Origin of the sequence: Paenibacillus sp. FSL H7-0350 (assembly GCF_038593195.1) — a bacterium.
Lineage (GTDB): Bacteria > Bacillota > Bacilli > Paenibacillales > Paenibacillaceae > Paenibacillus_AQ.
In genome coordinates, this window is sequence record NZ_CP151972.1 from 3,075,875 (window position 1) to 3,090,585 (window position 14,711).

The 14,711-nt window shown below is 53.2% G+C and carries 17 protein-coding genes; 8 read left to right on the top strand and 9 right to left on the bottom strand.

What is annotated here, in order from left to right:
- Nucleotides 1–165 precede the first annotated feature (165 nt).
- Nucleotides 166–1,305, bottom strand: coding sequence for a transglutaminase domain-containing protein (locus NYE24_RS14030; protein ID WP_342478926.1), 1,140 nt, complete (start codon nt 1,303–1,305; stop codon nt 166–168).
- A 51-nt stretch (nt 1,306–1,356) separates the two neighbouring features.
- Nucleotides 1,357–1,800: a hypothetical protein gene (locus NYE24_RS14035; RefSeq protein ID WP_036701766.1), complete on the bottom strand. Its 444-nt coding sequence runs from the start codon at nt 1,798–1,800 to the stop codon at nt 1,357–1,359.
- A gap of 252 nt (nt 1,801–2,052) precedes the next feature.
- Between NYE24_RS14035 and NYE24_RS14040 the strand changes: the two genes are divergently transcribed.
- Nucleotides 2,053–3,231: an MFS transporter gene (locus NYE24_RS14040; RefSeq protein ID WP_342478927.1), complete on the top strand. Its 1,179-nt coding sequence runs from the start codon at nt 2,053–2,055 to the stop codon at nt 3,229–3,231.
- 110 nt (nt 3,232–3,341) lie between these two features.
- The gene (locus tag NYE24_RS14045; RefSeq protein ID WP_036701716.1) at nt 3,342–3,701 is read left to right on the top strand and encodes a DNA primase; all 360 of its coding nucleotides are present in this window, start codon (nt 3,342–3,344) and stop codon (nt 3,699–3,701) included.
- A 107-nt stretch (nt 3,702–3,808) separates the two neighbouring features.
- On the opposite strand, the gene NYE24_RS14050 is transcribed toward NYE24_RS14045, so the two are convergent.
- Nucleotides 3,809–4,426 (bottom strand): SCO family protein, encoded by a 618-nt coding sequence (locus NYE24_RS14050; protein ID WP_156949757.1) that lies wholly within the window; start codon nt 4,424–4,426, stop codon nt 3,809–3,811.
- A gap of 31 nt (nt 4,427–4,457) precedes the next feature.
- Nucleotides 4,458–5,390, bottom strand: a complete 933-nt coding sequence (gene cyoE / locus NYE24_RS14055) for a heme o synthase (protein WP_342478928.1) — start codon at nt 5,388–5,390, stop codon at nt 4,458–4,460.
- Between the two features lie 206 nt (nt 5,391–5,596).
- On the opposite strand from cyoE, the gene NYE24_RS14060 reads away from it, so the two are divergent.
- Complete coding sequence (locus tag NYE24_RS14060) at nt 5,597–6,601, top strand: metal-dependent hydrolase (RefSeq protein ID WP_342478929.1); 1,005 nt, start codon at nt 5,597–5,599, stop codon at nt 6,599–6,601.
- Nucleotides 6,602–7,132: 531 nt separating this feature from the next.
- On the top strand, nt 7,133–7,324 hold the full coding sequence (locus tag NYE24_RS14065; RefSeq protein WP_036701722.1) for a hypothetical protein: 192 nt from the start codon (nt 7,133–7,135) through the stop codon (nt 7,322–7,324).
- 1 nt (nt 7,325) lies between these two features.
- On the opposite strand, the gene trpS is transcribed toward NYE24_RS14065, so the two are convergent.
- The gene (trpS, locus tag NYE24_RS14070; RefSeq protein ID WP_076161497.1) at nt 7,326–8,315 is read right to left on the bottom strand and encodes a tryptophan--tRNA ligase; all 990 of its coding nucleotides are present in this window, start codon (nt 8,313–8,315) and stop codon (nt 7,326–7,328) included.
- A 448-nt stretch (nt 8,316–8,763) separates the two neighbouring features.
- Here trpS and NYE24_RS14075 point away from each other — a divergent pair, with 448 nt between their 5' ends.
- Together NYE24_RS14075 and NYE24_RS14080 are read left to right on the top strand one after the other, a co-directional pair.
- Entirely contained in the window at nt 8,764–9,735 is a 972-nt protein-coding gene (locus NYE24_RS14075; protein WP_036701725.1) for an aldose 1-epimerase, read from the top strand.
- Nucleotides 9,736–9,836: 101 nt separating this feature from the next.
- Nucleotides 9,837–10,070, top strand: coding sequence for an alpha/beta-type small acid-soluble spore protein (locus NYE24_RS14080; protein WP_036701727.1), 234 nt, complete (start codon nt 9,837–9,839; stop codon nt 10,068–10,070).
- Nucleotides 10,071–10,185: 115 nt separating this feature from the next.
- Here NYE24_RS14080 and NYE24_RS14085 read toward each other — a convergent pair whose 3' ends face one another.
- Nucleotides 10,186–10,593 (bottom strand): O-methyltransferase, encoded by a 408-nt coding sequence (locus NYE24_RS14085; protein WP_235218588.1) that lies wholly within the window; start codon nt 10,591–10,593, stop codon nt 10,186–10,188.
- A 360-nt stretch (nt 10,594–10,953) separates the two neighbouring features.
- The gene (locus tag NYE24_RS14090; protein WP_342478930.1) at nt 10,954–12,753 is read right to left on the bottom strand and encodes a M3 family oligoendopeptidase; all 1,800 of its coding nucleotides are present in this window, start codon (nt 12,751–12,753) and stop codon (nt 10,954–10,956) included.
- Nucleotides 12,754–12,858: 105 nt separating this feature from the next.
- On the opposite strand from NYE24_RS14090, the gene NYE24_RS14095 reads away from it, so the two are divergent.
- Nucleotides 12,859–13,050: a YycC family protein gene (locus NYE24_RS14095; protein ID WP_036701732.1), complete on the top strand. Its 192-nt coding sequence runs from the start codon at nt 12,859–12,861 to the stop codon at nt 13,048–13,050.
- Nucleotides 13,047–13,277 carry a hypothetical protein gene (locus tag NYE24_RS14100; protein WP_036701733.1) on the top strand — a complete coding sequence of 77 codons (231 nt, stop codon included), beginning with the start codon at nt 13,047–13,049 and terminating at the stop codon, nt 13,275–13,277. The genes NYE24_RS14095 and NYE24_RS14100 overlap by 4 nt, the downstream gene beginning before the upstream one ends.
- Before the next feature lie 121 nt (nt 13,278–13,398).
- Here the strand turns inward: NYE24_RS14100 and NYE24_RS14105 are convergent, their stop codons facing one another.
- Nucleotides 13,399–14,103 carry a DUF2225 domain-containing protein gene (locus tag NYE24_RS14105; protein WP_235218589.1) on the bottom strand — a complete coding sequence of 235 codons (705 nt, stop codon included), beginning with the start codon at nt 14,101–14,103 and terminating at the stop codon, nt 13,399–13,401.
- Between the two features lie 29 nt (nt 14,104–14,132).
- Nucleotides 14,133–14,516, bottom strand: a complete 384-nt coding sequence (locus NYE24_RS14110; protein WP_036701735.1) for a globin — start codon at nt 14,514–14,516, stop codon at nt 14,133–14,135.
- Between the last annotated feature and the right edge of the window lie 195 nt (nt 14,517–14,711).

A 14,711-nucleotide genomic window follows, 5' to 3' on the forward strand; every position in this document is an offset into this window, starting at 1 on the left:
CCTCTCCTTGTATGGTTTGCAGTATTGCTTATCCGTAAGATCACGTGCAAGAGCTGTTCTTGAAATATAATAATTTATATGTTGCACGTCCTTTGAAAGGACGGCACAGCCGTTTCCACTTGCCCGCTGTTATTGTACCATAGTTATAAGAGCGTCCGCTCCTTCTCAGAGGATGTTTTCCTTGATATGCGTGGAGTCGAAATCCCCCGGATTGAACCAGTCGCCGCTGCTGGCCCAAGTGGAATCAAGCGGAATCCAGGCTGCACTGCTGCTGATATAGACCTCATTCCAGGCATGCGGTCCATAGCCGCCTTGACCGTCATAGCCTTTGCCGGTAACGACACGCACCTGAAGGCCTTGCGAGCGGGCCATCATGGCATAGAGCCGCGCGTAATCAATGCATACGCCAAGCCGCGTATCCATCGTATCCTGCGGGGTCTGCTCATGCCAGATCCGTCTCTCTTCATAATTCTCCGCCTTGGTATAGTCGTAAGCAATACGCGAACCTACCCAGTCATAGAGCAGTCTGGCCTTCTCTTCATCTCCGCTGGCTTGTCCGGCAATATCTGCGGCTGCACCGGCAATATCCACCGAAATATCATGGTCAATCACTTCATATTTGCGCCGGAGAATGTCACTCATCTCGGCGGCTACCGCCTTGGTCAGCACCGGAAGCTTCCCTCTGACCTGTTCACCGGCCAGCGGTTCAAATACCGCTTCCGCACTCTCACTGTAGACCGGCGAGGACTGCACATAGCGGCTGAAGCCGCTGTCCGGGTTCAGGGCGGCACTGATAAACAGGACAAAGACCAGCACCAAGGCGCGGGTAAGCCCTGCGGCGGTGCCAAGCACTGCCCCGACGAGCCGGCTGGCGCCAGTGATCCGTCCCGAACTCCTCCCGGACTGGCGCGGCAGGCGGAACGGCAGCAGAAGGAACAGCAGACCCAGCAGCAGACGAATCAAGCTATAGCACAGCAAGAGCAGCAGCAGAAACCGCACTATTGGTGAATTCGCCAGTACAGAGGCACCTGTATAATATAGCTGCTGCCATTGGCTTAGCTTGTCATCCTGCGGAGTGATGCCCGAAGCCCAGTTCCCGGCAGCAGGCGAGAGGTATACGGCTGCGGGAATCGCCATCACCAGCGAAGCTGCCGCAAGTACTCCTGATCCGAGCATGCCGAACAGCCCTCCGGCTGCTCTGCGGAAGCCCCGGCCCCAGCCCTGCAGTGCAGAGAAGAGGACCACCAGCAGCAGGACAATGGAGATGATATTGGCTTCCCGAAGACTTTCTATCCAGTTATTCAATGAATCACTCCTCCTTCCGCTGCTGCAGGTAACCCTGAGCCAGCTGCACTGTTACTTGCCCGCCTGCTTCCGTGCTTCGTCGATAAAGGTCTTGGTTGTATCCGTAACGCTCCACTTCCCGAGGCTGACTCCGCGGAAGACCACTTCCACCTTGTCCTCTGCGGCAGAGCCCTTCACCTCCAGATTAGGAGTCTTAATGGTGAAGGTGCCGTCACCGCCGGAGGTATAAACCGCTTCCTGCGCTTCTTTGAGCATGACCTCCTGCGCCTCATTCTTCAGCGTACTGACTGTCCCGTCCGCCACTTTGTTAACGGCATTACCGATCTGGTCCATGGTTACCCCGCTATAGATGAACAATCCTACAACAATAACGACGACGATAGCCCATTTCAGCATTGTCTTAACGATGTTAACGACTGCGAACAGCAGGACAAGCGCAATAACGATAACAAGCCAATTCTCTCTGATAAACTGTGACCACACTTCCGGATTCATCAATTTCACAACACCCCAATCGCAAATTTCGCCAATCCGGGACGCTGTCCCGTCAGACATTTCATTAATATTAATTATTATACATGAATGCCCCTTATAATTCATGGTTACCGGAATGCAGAACCGCATACAAGGCTGGCCAAGAAAATGGTATAAGCCCCCGCTGCCGCACGTAAAGTACAAGTAGGCTGTTCCCTCTGCTGGAATCCGTTCCGTCATCAGCGGCTGGCCGCTAATCTGGAGGTGTTATCCGTGAAAACTGCAATGTGGCTGTACCTCTTCATGTTCCTGGCGTTCTTCGATTTGCATGCCCAGTATCCTATCCTGACACCCTTTGCCATGTCACTGGGAGCGGGCCCGGCCTTCATCGGCTGGATGATGGGGATGTATTCCCTGACCCACCTCCCGGGCAACCTGCTGGCCGGTGTACTTGTAGACCGCAACGGCAGCCGCCGCTATATCGTGTTCGCCCTTACCGTAGCAGGACTGATCCTGCTCTTGCAGGCGCATGCCCAGCTGCCCTGGCATCTACTACTGCTGCGGGCAACGAGCGGATTCGCTCTGGCATTCCTCTCCCCAGCCTGCATGACCCTTTTGGCCTCACTCTCGTCTGACCCGGCGACCCAGGGCAAATACATGTCAGGCAACGGAATTATTCACACGCTGGCTTCTGTGGTCTCCCCTGCTGCCGGAGCCTTCATCGTAGCTAAAGCCGGCTATTCCGGCACCTTCAGCACCTTGGGCTGGCTCCTGATCTTCACCGGTGTGATGGCCTTCTTCAGTGTACCGAAGCATAATCCGGCTCTGGTACTGCATAAGCCTGCACTCCCGGTGAAGGAGAATCTGCAGCCCGGGCTGGCCGCTACCACCCAGCCTACCGTCTCCAGACGTTATTATCTGCTGCCCTTCTTCGTATCCTGCTCCCAGGGCGTACTGTTCTTCGAGCTTCCGCTGTCACAAGGACAGGACGGAATGGTCTCTACCGGAATTCTGCTCTCCCTGCTCAGCCTTGGAGCGCTGGCGACCCTCTGCCTGTTCTTCCTGAACCGCATCTCGCCGGGCATTCGTATTGCCGCCGCCCTGCTGGGAATGGCTCTCTGCTTCTTCACTCTGGCTGCCTTCCGCAGCATCCCGGCCGGAGTGGTTCTCTTCCTGCTCGGTACTGCAAAAGGGGTATTGTTCCCGGCTATGGCTTCCCTCTTCATCAGCCTAGGCGGCGCAGGACGGCTGGGCCGGACCTTCTCGCTTCAATCCATCGCCATGTCCCTCGGAGCATTCGCCGGCCCCGTCGCTGCCGGACAGCTAAGGGAGTATGTCTCCCCCTACTTCATTGCCTTCGTGCTGCTGATGACAGCTCTTCTGCTGCTGCCTCCGGGCAGATCCGGCCGTCTCTCTTCCTACGCTCCCGACTGGAACAGCCCTGCCGCCTGAATGCGACATTTCCCGGGGAATGAATACATATTGTTCCGCTACGCTGTTAAAAATAGCGCAGCTTAGGTACAATATCGTCATAACAACTAAGATCCGGGGGCTGATTGCATATGTCCATCACCATTATTGTCGAAGGCAAGAATGACCGCAGCAGACTGAGGCGACTGCTTGAACCAGAGGTCGACATTCTGTGCACCTTCGGTACGCTGAATACCCTGAAGCTGGAAGCTCTGCGCAATACCATCCGGGACGGAGAAGTCTACCTGTACATGGACAATGACAGCTCCGGCAAAAAAATTCGTGCTGTCCTGCGCGACGCCTTCCCCGATGCCGTTCATATGTATACCCGCAAGGGCTATGCCGGTGTGGAAGGGACTCCGGATGAATATAACATCACCCAGCTGGAGAAGGCTGGACTTGAAGATTTCATTATTTACCCCCAGCCCTATCCTCAGGGCATAGAAGGATAATTTATTGCATGAAGTATATACATTCTTAACCTTTCACCACAAAACGAGGGTGTCCTGTGCAGCAGCTCCACTGCTCCACGGACACCCTCGTTTTGTGCATTCCTGTACTATTCACGGGCCAGCTTCTTAACCGTTCTGGCCAGGAACTCCGGCGTTACATTCTCCGTATCCCCGGCATCGTACAATCCCCGGAGCTGGTTGTTCTTGTCCACCAGACCAATGAGGTTCATGTGGGCGAAATCATCCTTGCTTGTGCCGTAGATCAGCACCTTGAAGGACTCCGCTGCCAGCTTGCGTACCTGCTCCTGATCCCCCCGCAGGAAGTACCATCCGCTGTAATCGGCATGGAACTTGTCGGCGAAGGCCTTGATCGCTTCCCTTGTATCATTCTTCGGATCGAAAGAGATCGAGACGAATTCAACGTCCTTGCCGAAGCTGCCATCCTTAACCAGGATATCCTGCGTCTCTGACAACATATAGGTAGTAATCGGACACACATCGGGACAGACGGTGAAGAAGAAATAGACCAGCCTTGCCTTACCTGCCGTATCCGCCAGACTGATCTGCTTCCCGTCCACATTCTCCAGGGAGAAGTCCTGTACCTGACCGATGACCGGCAGCTTCTCACCTCCGAAATCAAACGATTTGACTGCCAGATAGACCGCCATAATTACTGCAAGCAGCAGCAACATCCAGGTCCATTTGTAACGTTTCAAGGTCTGCACAGGACACCTTCCCCCTCTATCCTAAGAATGCTTACACATGAATGGTATTCAGCACCAGGGCAATCAGGCTTAAGGTCAGATAGTTAATGGAGAAGAGGAAGCTTTTCTTCGCCCAGATCTCATCATCCTTGGCCTTGAATCCGATGAGGGTTAAGTAGAGCCACCCAACCGACAAGGCCAGTGATACAATAAGATAATAAATACCTGCATAATCGTAGGCATACATCAGCACAGGCACGGGGAGCAGCAGCGCGACATAAGGAATCATCTGGAACTTGGTGCGCCGCGTTCCCTTCACAACCGGAAGGAGCGGGAATCCTGCAGCCCGGTACTCCTCCTTGCGGCGGATGCCAAGCGCCCAGAAATGGGGCGGCTGCCACAGAAAGAGCATTGCGAACAGCAGCCAGGCTCCGAGATCGACTGTTCCTGTAACAGCCACATAGCCGATGACAGGAGGCATGGCCCCCGAGATCGCACCTACCGAGGTGCTCCAGGTAGAGGTTCTTTTGAGCCAAAGGGTGTACACTACAACATATACGAACATGCCGACGATGCCGAACAATCCGGCCAGTACGCCGCAGAATGCGAACAGCACTCCTAGCCCGGCAATGCCGAGTCCAATGGCATAGATAAGTACTGTTGTAGGCTTCAGCCTTCCTGTAGGCAGCCCGCGTTCCCGGGTCCGTTCCATCTTCATATCCAAATCGCGGTCAAAATAATTATTGAAGACACAGGCTGAAGCCATGACCAGCATGGTGCCGAGCAAAGTCAGAATCAGGCGTCCATACTGTACATCCCATCCTGATGCCACCCAGTAGCCTGCGAATGCCGCAATCAGATTGGAGCGGATAATGCCGGGCTTCGTAACGGTAATAAAGTCGCGCCAGCTTGCACCTTCCGGTGGAGACTTGGCAGACATTGATGCGGATTCAGAAGAAGCTTGATATCTCAATTGATTGTCCACGTATCGGGTTCCTCCTTCTAGGGAACTTCTAACACTCCGCTATTAACTTTATCATAGCAAACTGGGAAAGACTTTGACAATCATTGACCATGATGTTCATTAATTCGACAATTACGTGACGATATTTATTTCCCCGCCCTTAAATAACTTAGCCCAATAATGGGTAGTTATTAATAGAGAACTTCCGTACAAAGGAGATCTGACTAATGGATACTGCCACACATTTTGTTATGGGACTTGGACTTGCAGGTCTGTCCTTCGTCGATCCGCTCGTCGCTTCGAATGGAACGCTGGCCGGGGCGGTGATGGTAGCTACTGTACTGGCTTCTCAGGCACCGGATGCCGATACCGCCCTGCGTCTCAAGGATAACGCGGTATATATCCGCAATCACAGGGGAATCACTCATTCCCTGCCCTTTTTACTGCTGTGGCCGGCATTGATCACAGGGGTCATCGGGCCGTTGTTCGGCTTCACGGACCTGACCACCTTAAGCCATATCGCGCTCTGGAGCTTCATTGGCGTTGCCGTCCATGTATTCTCTGATCTGTTCAACACCTACGGGACTCAGGCTGCCCGCCCGTTCACCGAGAAATGGATCGCCTGGAACATCATTCATATCTTCGATCCGTTTATCTTCGGCAGCCATACAGCGGCGATTATTCTCTGGATCAGCGGAATAGTGCCGCCCGCTCCACTATTCATTACCTTGTACGCCTGCATTGTCTTGTATTACATCTGGCGGACCCTCGTTCATGCCCGCATTACACGCAGCATTATGAACAAGGATGTCCACCACCATGCAGGTGACCGTTATTATGTGATCCCCACCATTTCGCCAACGAGGTGGAATCTGGTCAAAGCCAAGCCGGACGGCAGCTATAATGTCGGGCTGCTGAACAGCGGACGGCTGGAATGGTTCAAGCATGCGGTGTGCTCCACTCACCCCGCGGTCGAGCATTCCAAATCCCATCCGGATATTCAGGCCTTCCTGTACTTCACCTCGTACGCTGTCGCGGAGGTGGAGGAGCTGCCCTCTGGTTATATTGTACGCTGGGGAGATGTCCGTTATTTACACCGTAAGCAATTCCCGTTCGTGGCCGTCCTGGTAATGGACCATGAGTATAAACCGCTGAATACTTATGTCGGCTGGTTAAGCAGCGAGAAGCTCGATGAACGCTTCGCCATTGACCCGGGAACAGTCAAGCTGTAGGAAGTTTTTTTGAAGACAGGTGGCATCTGCCGGGGCAGGTGCCATTTTTTTAATTACATTTACCACCAAAACCACCCACATGTGCGGTCAGGGATCACGCCGAGATGTTGTAAATATTGCAACTTTGAATAAGGGATATAAGGGTCTCTGTAAAGAATGTTGCATGAAGTGCAGGAATTTCCCCGCTCCGCTGATTGGGGGAGGAAGATTGCTGCCTTTTGTGCAATATTTTTTGATTTGGGGTGATTTATAAATCGAAATGTTGCAATTTGTGCAGGATTATGCAACTCATCTAATACGTTATAGACTATATTTACCGGGGATCTATTCTCTTGCCTGCCCCTTGACGCCCGGGACTGCATAAGGCACAATCACCATAAAGCGGTTACAGCGCAAAGCAAGTGCTCACCTACTACATTTATTTACATTTGAACTGAAAGCTTACTTTTGAACTGAAAATCCCGGCATGCAACGACGCACACCGGGATTCACTTGTACACTATTTGAAGCAGAAAGGAAGGCTTTGAACATATGGGTAAAGGTCTGTCACTGTGGTTCGCCTGCTCTTCAATTCTACTCCTCACAGCAGCTTCCATCTCGATCAGCTATAACATTTGGCTTGCACTGCTGCTCGGCGCGCTGTGCGTGCTTAACATCGGCTGGGGCTTCATCGTCAAGGCCAGGCTGAGACGCAAGGCGGAGAGCAACCAGCCTACCCCTTAACTTAACGGGTAGGCAGGAAGCCCATCCGTTCCTTCACGCCCTCCAGGGTACGGGCAGCACTCACCCGTGCACTTTCGGCACCCTGGGCCAGAATATCACTGAGCATCCCTGAGCTGCGAATGTCCTGATATCTTTGCTGGATCGGCTCCAGCAGGGCTACGACCACTTCAGCCAGCTCTTTTTTGAAGCCGCCGTACATTTGGCCTTCATATTTGTCGGCAATCTGCTGCAGGCTCATTCCCGAGCATTCGGCATAGATGCTCATCAGATTGCTGATCTCCGGCTTAGCCGCCGGGTCGAAGATAACCTCACGGCCGGAATCCGTTGTGGCCCGGCTGATCTTTTTACGGATCACATCAGGCGGATCCAGGAGTCCGATTCTGCTGCCGGGGTTGGGATCGCTTTTGCTCATCTTCTTGGTGCCGTCATCCAGAGACATGATCCGCGCTCCGACCTCCGGAATGTAAGGCTCAGGGACGGTGAAGAAGTCACCGAACCGGTGATTGAAGCGCCCCGCAAGGTCACGTGTCAGCTCCAGATGCTGCTTCTGGTCTTCGCCTACCGGTACCAGATCGGCATTGTAGACCAGAATATCGGCGGCCATCAGCGACGGATAGACGAACAGACCTGCTCCCACCGATTCTTTGCCGGCGGACTTATCCTTGAACTGTGTCATCCGTTCCAGCTCACCCATGGCAGTGAGCGTAGTCAGAATCCAGCCCAGCTCGGCATGCTGCGGCACATGGGACTGCATGTAGACATGCGCAATGGAAGGATCAATGCCTGCAGCCAGATATAGCGCAGCTACCGATTCTGAATTCTCGCGCAGAGCTGCGGGGTCCTGGGCTACCGTAATGGCATGAAGATCGACCACCATGAAGTAACATTCGTATTCCTTTTGAAGCTTGACGAAATTCTTGATTGCCCCGATATAATTACCGAGTGTGAGTGAACCGCTGGGCTGTATGCCCGACAATACTTTTTTAGCCATCCTCTTATCCTCCATCATCATAATTAATGTCCGCTGGCGCATAGAACGCAAAAAGGCCCCACATCCGCAAGGGACGTGAGACCGTGGTACCACCCTTATTCGCTGCCTGGAGTCCCCGGAGGGATATATGCAAACAGCCTTGGCTTCCGTTAACGGGGAAGAGGCGGCCGGTCTACTTAAGGCTTCTGCAGCCTGTTCGAGCGCGGCACTCAAGGGTCCATTCAGTCAGAGGTGCACCACCGGTTCACATCAGCCACCGGCTTTCTGGAGGTACAGTCCATGCTTACTTGTCCCTGTCATCGCGTTACCTGTGTTTCATTGATGCCTCCATCATAGATCGGCCCGGAGAAGTTGTCAAATCCCTAACCTCCGCCGGATAAATCTGGTATGATAAAGATATTCGTGTGTATGTAATCTGATTACAGCTTATCAAAGGAGCATATCTCTTATGAAACAGGTGACCAAAGGGCAGTGGAACGGTTATGATACGTATATTTTGCATAGCCGTGAACTGGAAGTCACGCTTCTGCCCCGGCTGGGTAATAACGTAATTTCATTATGGGACCGCACCATGGAGCGGCAGATCCTTCGTCAGCCTGAGGAACGCGACTTGGCATCATATATGCAGAAACCTTATCACTTCGGCCTGCCCCTCCTGGTGCCGCCCGGACGGATACGCAGAGGAAGCTTCCAATTCGATGGCACACGCTACCAGTTTGACCGGAATGCGGGAGAACATCATATTCACGGACTGCACCGTACCCAAGCCTGGTGTGTCAGTGACATCGAAGAGGACGAGGACGGGTGCGCGGTCACTACTGAATTCCTTACCACGGATGACCCGGATTGGATCAGACAATTCCCCGAGCCGCTGAAGCTTGAAATGACCTTCCGGCTTCAGGATGACCGGCTCCAGCAGACGCTCAGGGTCACTCATCTCGGCACTAGCCCCGTTCCTTTTGGCGCAGGCTATCATACCTGGTTCATGCTGGACGGAACGCCCTCCCGCTGGAATGTTACCCTTCCTGCCGGGGCCGTCTGCGAGCTGAGTGAGGATCTCCTGCCTACCGGACAGCTGTTGCCGCTCGGGAAGCTTACTAGCCTGCACACCCGGCTGAATCTTCAAGGTGCGGATCTGGATACCATCCTGCGTATAGCAGAGGGCCAGCCTGCCGAGGCCGTATTGATGCGGGATGATGGATACGGGCTGCGTTACTCGGCCGATCCTGACTTCTTCCGCCACTGGATTCTCTATACCAAAGGCGAAGCCGACCAGTTCCTGTGCATTGAACCGCTAACCTGGCTCCCGGATGCACCTAATCTCCAGCAGGACGCCTCAGCTACCGGGCTGATCACGCTTGAACCCGGACAGACGCTGGTTCTGGGGGGCACGCTGCAGATGATCTATCCGGAGCGATAAATTTCATATAATTACCATCCTATAAACCTTCAAAATCTGTGCATGAATTCTCCCTCCCGCGCTCATACTATCTTCACAACGGGCGAAGGAGGTGAGCACACATGGGTCAAGCAGGTCAACAAAGTCGTGGTAGCCGTTCTAACAACCTGGTCGTTCCTCAAGCGAATGCAGCGCTGCAGCAGTTGAAATATGAAGCAGCACAAGAGCTTGGAGTAACTATCCCGGCTGACGGTTATTATGGGAACTATACTTCCCGCGAAACTGGTTCTTTGGGAGGATATATCACCAAACGTCTGGTGCAACTGGCAGAGCAACAACTGTCCGGTCGTTCGTAATCGCTACCTCATCTTTACAAACTGTCTAAGCCGTGAGGCATAGACCAAAGCAGCTTCACAGCCCTCCCGCGCTTCTCGTCGAAGCGCAGGGGGGCTTTTCTATATTTATATAGACTTAACCGAAGGATTGATCCGAGGTATCACCATGACTGCTGCGCGGATAGCGGATCATCAGGTTCGCCATATTGTAGTTGGACTCCAGTGTGGCGTCCACGACCACCATTCCCTGCCGTACAGCAAATTCGTAGCTGATCTCTCCATGCGTCCACCGTTTCTTATACTTCAGGCTCTCCAGCGCCATGACACGGAATGAGGATTGTTGTCCGGAAGTCAGCCCTTCCTGCTCGGATGCGAAGCTTCCGCTGCGTCCGGCGAGCGGATTGTGGCGAACCCCGAACTTGCCGATGACATTATTCCTGATCTGTACAAATACGGTCCCTGAATTCAGTCCTGACAATTCCTCCTGCAGCTCATGAAATACCAGATCAATCTGTCTTGCAAGCGATAATTGTTCCGTCCTCACATGCATTTCCTCCTAAAAGTCTTGTGGGTGATGCAGCCTCATGGCTCTGCCTCACACAACACTTGCTTCGTAAGCAGTTGTCTGAATTTCGTGGATCTAGCAGCGCTTATAATAAGGCTTTAGGCTCATTATAGGGTACTAATTTAACACATACAACATTATTCAACATAATTGGGTTATAATCCCTATAAATGCGCAAATTATTTAGTTTTTATAGCAAAATACAAACTTTTGTCGCCATTTATCGACAAATAAACAACATAAAAAGACCCCTAAAACGGGGTCTTTGCGCATTCACACCATATTTAGCCGCCATCATTTTACTGCAAAAAACCAATTCGTCTCATTATCGACAAATTCTTAGCCGCATTGTTCTGTCATTTCCAGGAATTCACTAATATCGGCAACGATTAAATCCGCAGCCCCCTGCCAGAAATCCGGCTTGGACAGATCAACGCCCAGATGCTTCGACACCAGCTCCTCCAGCGTCATCACTCCGGTATCCTGCAGCAGGCTGTCATATTTGCCAGCAAAGGAAGCCCCCTCTTGCAGCGCAAGCCGGTATAGACCGGTACTGAACATATACCCTACCGTATACGGGAAGTTGTAGAACGGCACATCTGTGATATAGAAATGAAGCTTGGACGCCCAGAAATGCGGATGATATTCGGAAAGGACCCCGCAGAAGGCTTCCTTCTGGGCTTCCTCCATCAGCGCGGACAATTCCTCACTGCTTACAAGGCCTGCCTTGCGCTTCTCATAGAAGCGGGTCTCGAACAGGAAACGGGCATGGATATTCATGAAGAACGCCACACTGTTCTGGATCTTCGCTTCAAGCAGCGCCAGCTTCTCTTCACTGTCCGTCGCAGATTTCACCTGCGCATCCGACACAATGACTTCCGCAAAGGTAGAAGCTGTCTCCGCCACGTTCATCGCATAGTTCTGGTTGAATAACGGCTGGTCCTCCAGCAGGAAGGAATGATAAGCATGACCCAGCTCATGCGCAAGTGTGGATACATTGGACGGCGTACCGCTGTAGGTCATGAATATGCGGGATTCCTTACTCTCCGGGAAGGAGACGCAGAAGCCACCCGGACGCTTCGCGGCCCGGTCTTCGACCTCGATCCAATCCTTGTCGAAGGCGCGCTCGGCGAAATCCGCCAGCTTCGGACTGAATTTGCGGAACTGGGTCACAATGTCGGCGGCTGCTTGTTCATAGGGAATTTTGCCGGAGGACTTGCCGACTGGCGCATCCACATCGACCCAGGCGAGTGACTCCAGACCCAGAATTTCTGCTTTGCGCTTCAGATAGGATACCAGGGCAGGCTTGCTCTTCGTGATCACGTCCCACATGACATCCAAGGTCTCACGGGACATACGGTTGATGCCCAGCGGCTCCTTCAGCACATCCTCCCAGCCGCGGCCCTTATACAGCTTCAGGCGGAAGCCTGCCAGATGGTTCAAGGTATCTGCACAATAGTCGGCCGCGCCGCCCCAGGCCTCTTCCCATTTGCGGAACATCGTACGGCGGACCTTAGGATTCTCATCCGCCAGCTTGTTGAAGGCTTGCCCGGCAGAGAGCAGCTTCTGTTCCCCGTCTTCTTCACAAGGAATCTGGATCTGTCCGACAATCGTCTCATAATGCTCGCTCCAGCCATGATAGCCGTCAACTGCAAGCTCAAGTGCCAGGCTCTCCAGCTCCGGGCTCATCTTCTCACGGGCCAGATTCCGGCTCTCACTGAGCACGAAATTCAGCGGGGCAATCTCCGGCCGGGCCATCCACTCGGCCCATACCGGGTCAGAGGTCTGACGCAGCACGTTATCGAAGGCAGAGCTGATGCCCTCATATCCGGCACGCAGCCCCGTTACCTTGGAGGACAGTCTCACCGCCCCTTTGTCGAGCTGATTCTGCGCACCCAGACAACCGGCGAATTCTGAGGCCTGTGTAAGGCGTCCGGCACAGCTCTGCAGCAGCTCAATGACCGGGTCAAGCCCCTTCGTTGAAGCCGCATCAGCCGGTGCAGAAGCAGCAGCCACCTGTGTGCGCAGGCGTTCAATATCGGATTCGAGCACGCTCAGAAAGCTCTCGAACTGCGGAGAAGCAGAGCCTCCCGGAAAAATCGATTCCAGTTCCCATGTCAGTGATAACGGTTGTTTCATATATACTCACCATTCCTTCGTTATAGAGTAGTTTTCTTTGTAATTACGGTATAGCCATGGTAAAGTGAAACATGATACTCCACTAATTGTAAGGAGGGCCTCCTAATGAAGCCACTGCAAATATCGCCGGAGACGGCCATCACCTTATCGAAACAACTTGGCGTTCCGCTGGAACACCTGATGCATATGCCCCAACATATCCTGCTCCAAAAGATCGCTGAACTATCCAAGAAGGCCGCTAGCGATACCCCCGAAGGCAGCGCGCCTGCTCCCTCTGACGAGCAGGACAAGCAATGATCCCCTTCAGCCATACCTGGCCTTATGACATTATTCTTGGCGACATGTACGTGCAATATTGCCCCTTCTGCGACCGGGAGAATGTTCTTCTGCCGATGAAGCCTAAGGAGCTGCAGCACGTGCGTGACGGCAAAAAAAAGCTACTGGTCTTTCCCTGCTGCAGTGCAAGTCCCACCGTCATTGATAATGACAATGACTACCTGTTGTTTGACCGGGCGGTCCGCTAAGCGCGGGTACCCGGAAGTTCGCCCCGCTTAAGCGGGCAGAGGCGTAGAAGAGGCATCCCTTCTACGCCTTTTTTGCGTTCCGGTATAACGGATAGACGCTTTAACACCTTCACTAAGCCCTCTATGTACCTGCCGGAAGCCCGTCCGGATCAACGTCCAGCCCGCGCATCTGCTCACGCAGAATGGCCCATTGCTCGCGTGAAGCCCGGATCATGGCCGCGTCCGTAATCCGCTGGTCATTAATGACCCTTGAGAACCACCGCACAGCAGCAGCGAAATTGCCGATCCGGCGGTTCAGCTCGCCAATCAGATACATTAGCCGCGCATCATTACCACCGGATGAATCATTCTCGAACACCTTCACATACTCATCCAGCGAATAGGTCAGGAAGCGCTGCTCCTGCACCGTATCCCCTTGATACCGGTACAGCCAGGCAATATGGTGAAGCAGGCTTGCTATAATACGTTCCTTGTCCTTAATGCTCTGCGCGCAGATCAGTGCCAGCTTGTAAGTCTCCAGAGCCTCCTCCCAGTTACGCTTCTCTCCGAAGCTGCGGGCCTGCCACCGTCTTCCTACCTGGGCATCGAAGGACTTGCGCTGCCAGTCCCCCAGCTTGTCTGCTGAATTCTCCGTGGAGGCAAAGCCGCACTTCGGACAGACCCGAACCACATAATAATCGGGATTCTCCGCTTTATAATAGGAGCAGAAGTCCGCATCGCGGCGGATGGCTTTTTTGAGACTGGGACGTACTCTTGAGGTTGAAAATTCATGTTCACAGTTACAGCAGGTAACCTTAATCGAGTAAAGCGGTATTAATTCCGGCACGGGGGCCCTCATCCTTTCACAACTACACTTTATTCATGGGGCATATTGACAAAATGATGGGCGGGACCCGCCAGCCGGTTCAGGACAAACGTACGCAGGGACTCCTCCACACCGGTCTCCTCGAGCGCCGCCTTCATGCAAGCGAGCCAATCCTCCGCCAAAGCAGGAGTGATGGGGACATGCATATGTCTGGCTCTCATCATGGGATGGCCGTGCTGCTCGGAAAACAGGGCAGGGCCTCCAAAGAATTGGCTCAAGAACTGATATTGCTTCTCCAGCACCGGAGTAATATCTTCAGGGAATAACGGGCTGAGCTGCGGGTGAAGCTGCACCTTGGCATAGAACACAGTCACCAGACGGTGTATCCCCTCAGCGCCTCCCAGGCTGTCATACAGGCTCTCTTTCGGATTCATTTTGGAGGTTTCGCCTTCTTCCATATTAATCTGATAAGCAGTTGCTTATCATTATACCAAAAAACGCGCTGCACGGTTATCCCTGCCTTAAGACATCCCCTTATTCCAGGACAAGAAGACCAGTAAGCTGCCCGTGTGCAACAGAAAGCCCAGATTATTTCAAAATTCAGACAAAAAAAGGCACCAAACCGGAGT

Coding starts and splice junctions, on each gene's coding strand:
- NYE24_RS14080 (WP_036701727.1), top strand. CDS start 9,837: ATGGGTCAAGCAGGTCAACAAAGTCGTGGTAGCCGTTCTAACAACCTG.
- NYE24_RS14035 (WP_036701766.1), bottom strand. CDS start 1,800: ATGAATCCGGAAGTGTGGTCACAGTTTATCAGAGAGAATTGGCTTGTT.
- NYE24_RS14065 (WP_036701722.1), top strand. CDS start 7,133: ATGGGTAAAGGTCTGTCACTGTGGTTCGCCTGCTCTTCAATTCTACTC.
- trpS (WP_076161497.1), bottom strand. CDS start 8,315: ATGGCTAAAAAAGTATTGTCGGGCATACAGCCCAGCGGTTCACTCACA.
- NYE24_RS14100 (WP_036701733.1), top strand. CDS start 13,047: ATGATCCCCTTCAGCCATACCTGGCCTTATGACATTATTCTTGGCGAC.
- NYE24_RS14090 (WP_342478930.1), bottom strand. CDS start 12,753: ATGAAACAACCGTTATCACTGACATGGGAACTGGAATCGATTTTTCCG.
- NYE24_RS14110 (WP_036701735.1), bottom strand. CDS start 14,516: ATGAATCCGAAAGAGAGCCTGTATGACAGCCTGGGAGGCGCTGAGGGG.
- NYE24_RS14045 (WP_036701716.1), top strand. CDS start 3,342: ATGTCCATCACCATTATTGTCGAAGGCAAGAATGACCGCAGCAGACTG.
- NYE24_RS14095 (WP_036701732.1), top strand. CDS start 12,859: ATGAAGCCACTGCAAATATCGCCGGAGACGGCCATCACCTTATCGAAA.
- NYE24_RS14075 (WP_036701725.1), top strand. CDS start 8,764: ATGAAACAGGTGACCAAAGGGCAGTGGAACGGTTATGATACGTATATT.
- NYE24_RS14060 (WP_342478929.1), top strand. CDS start 5,597: ATGGATACTGCCACACATTTTGTTATGGGACTTGGACTTGCAGGTCTG.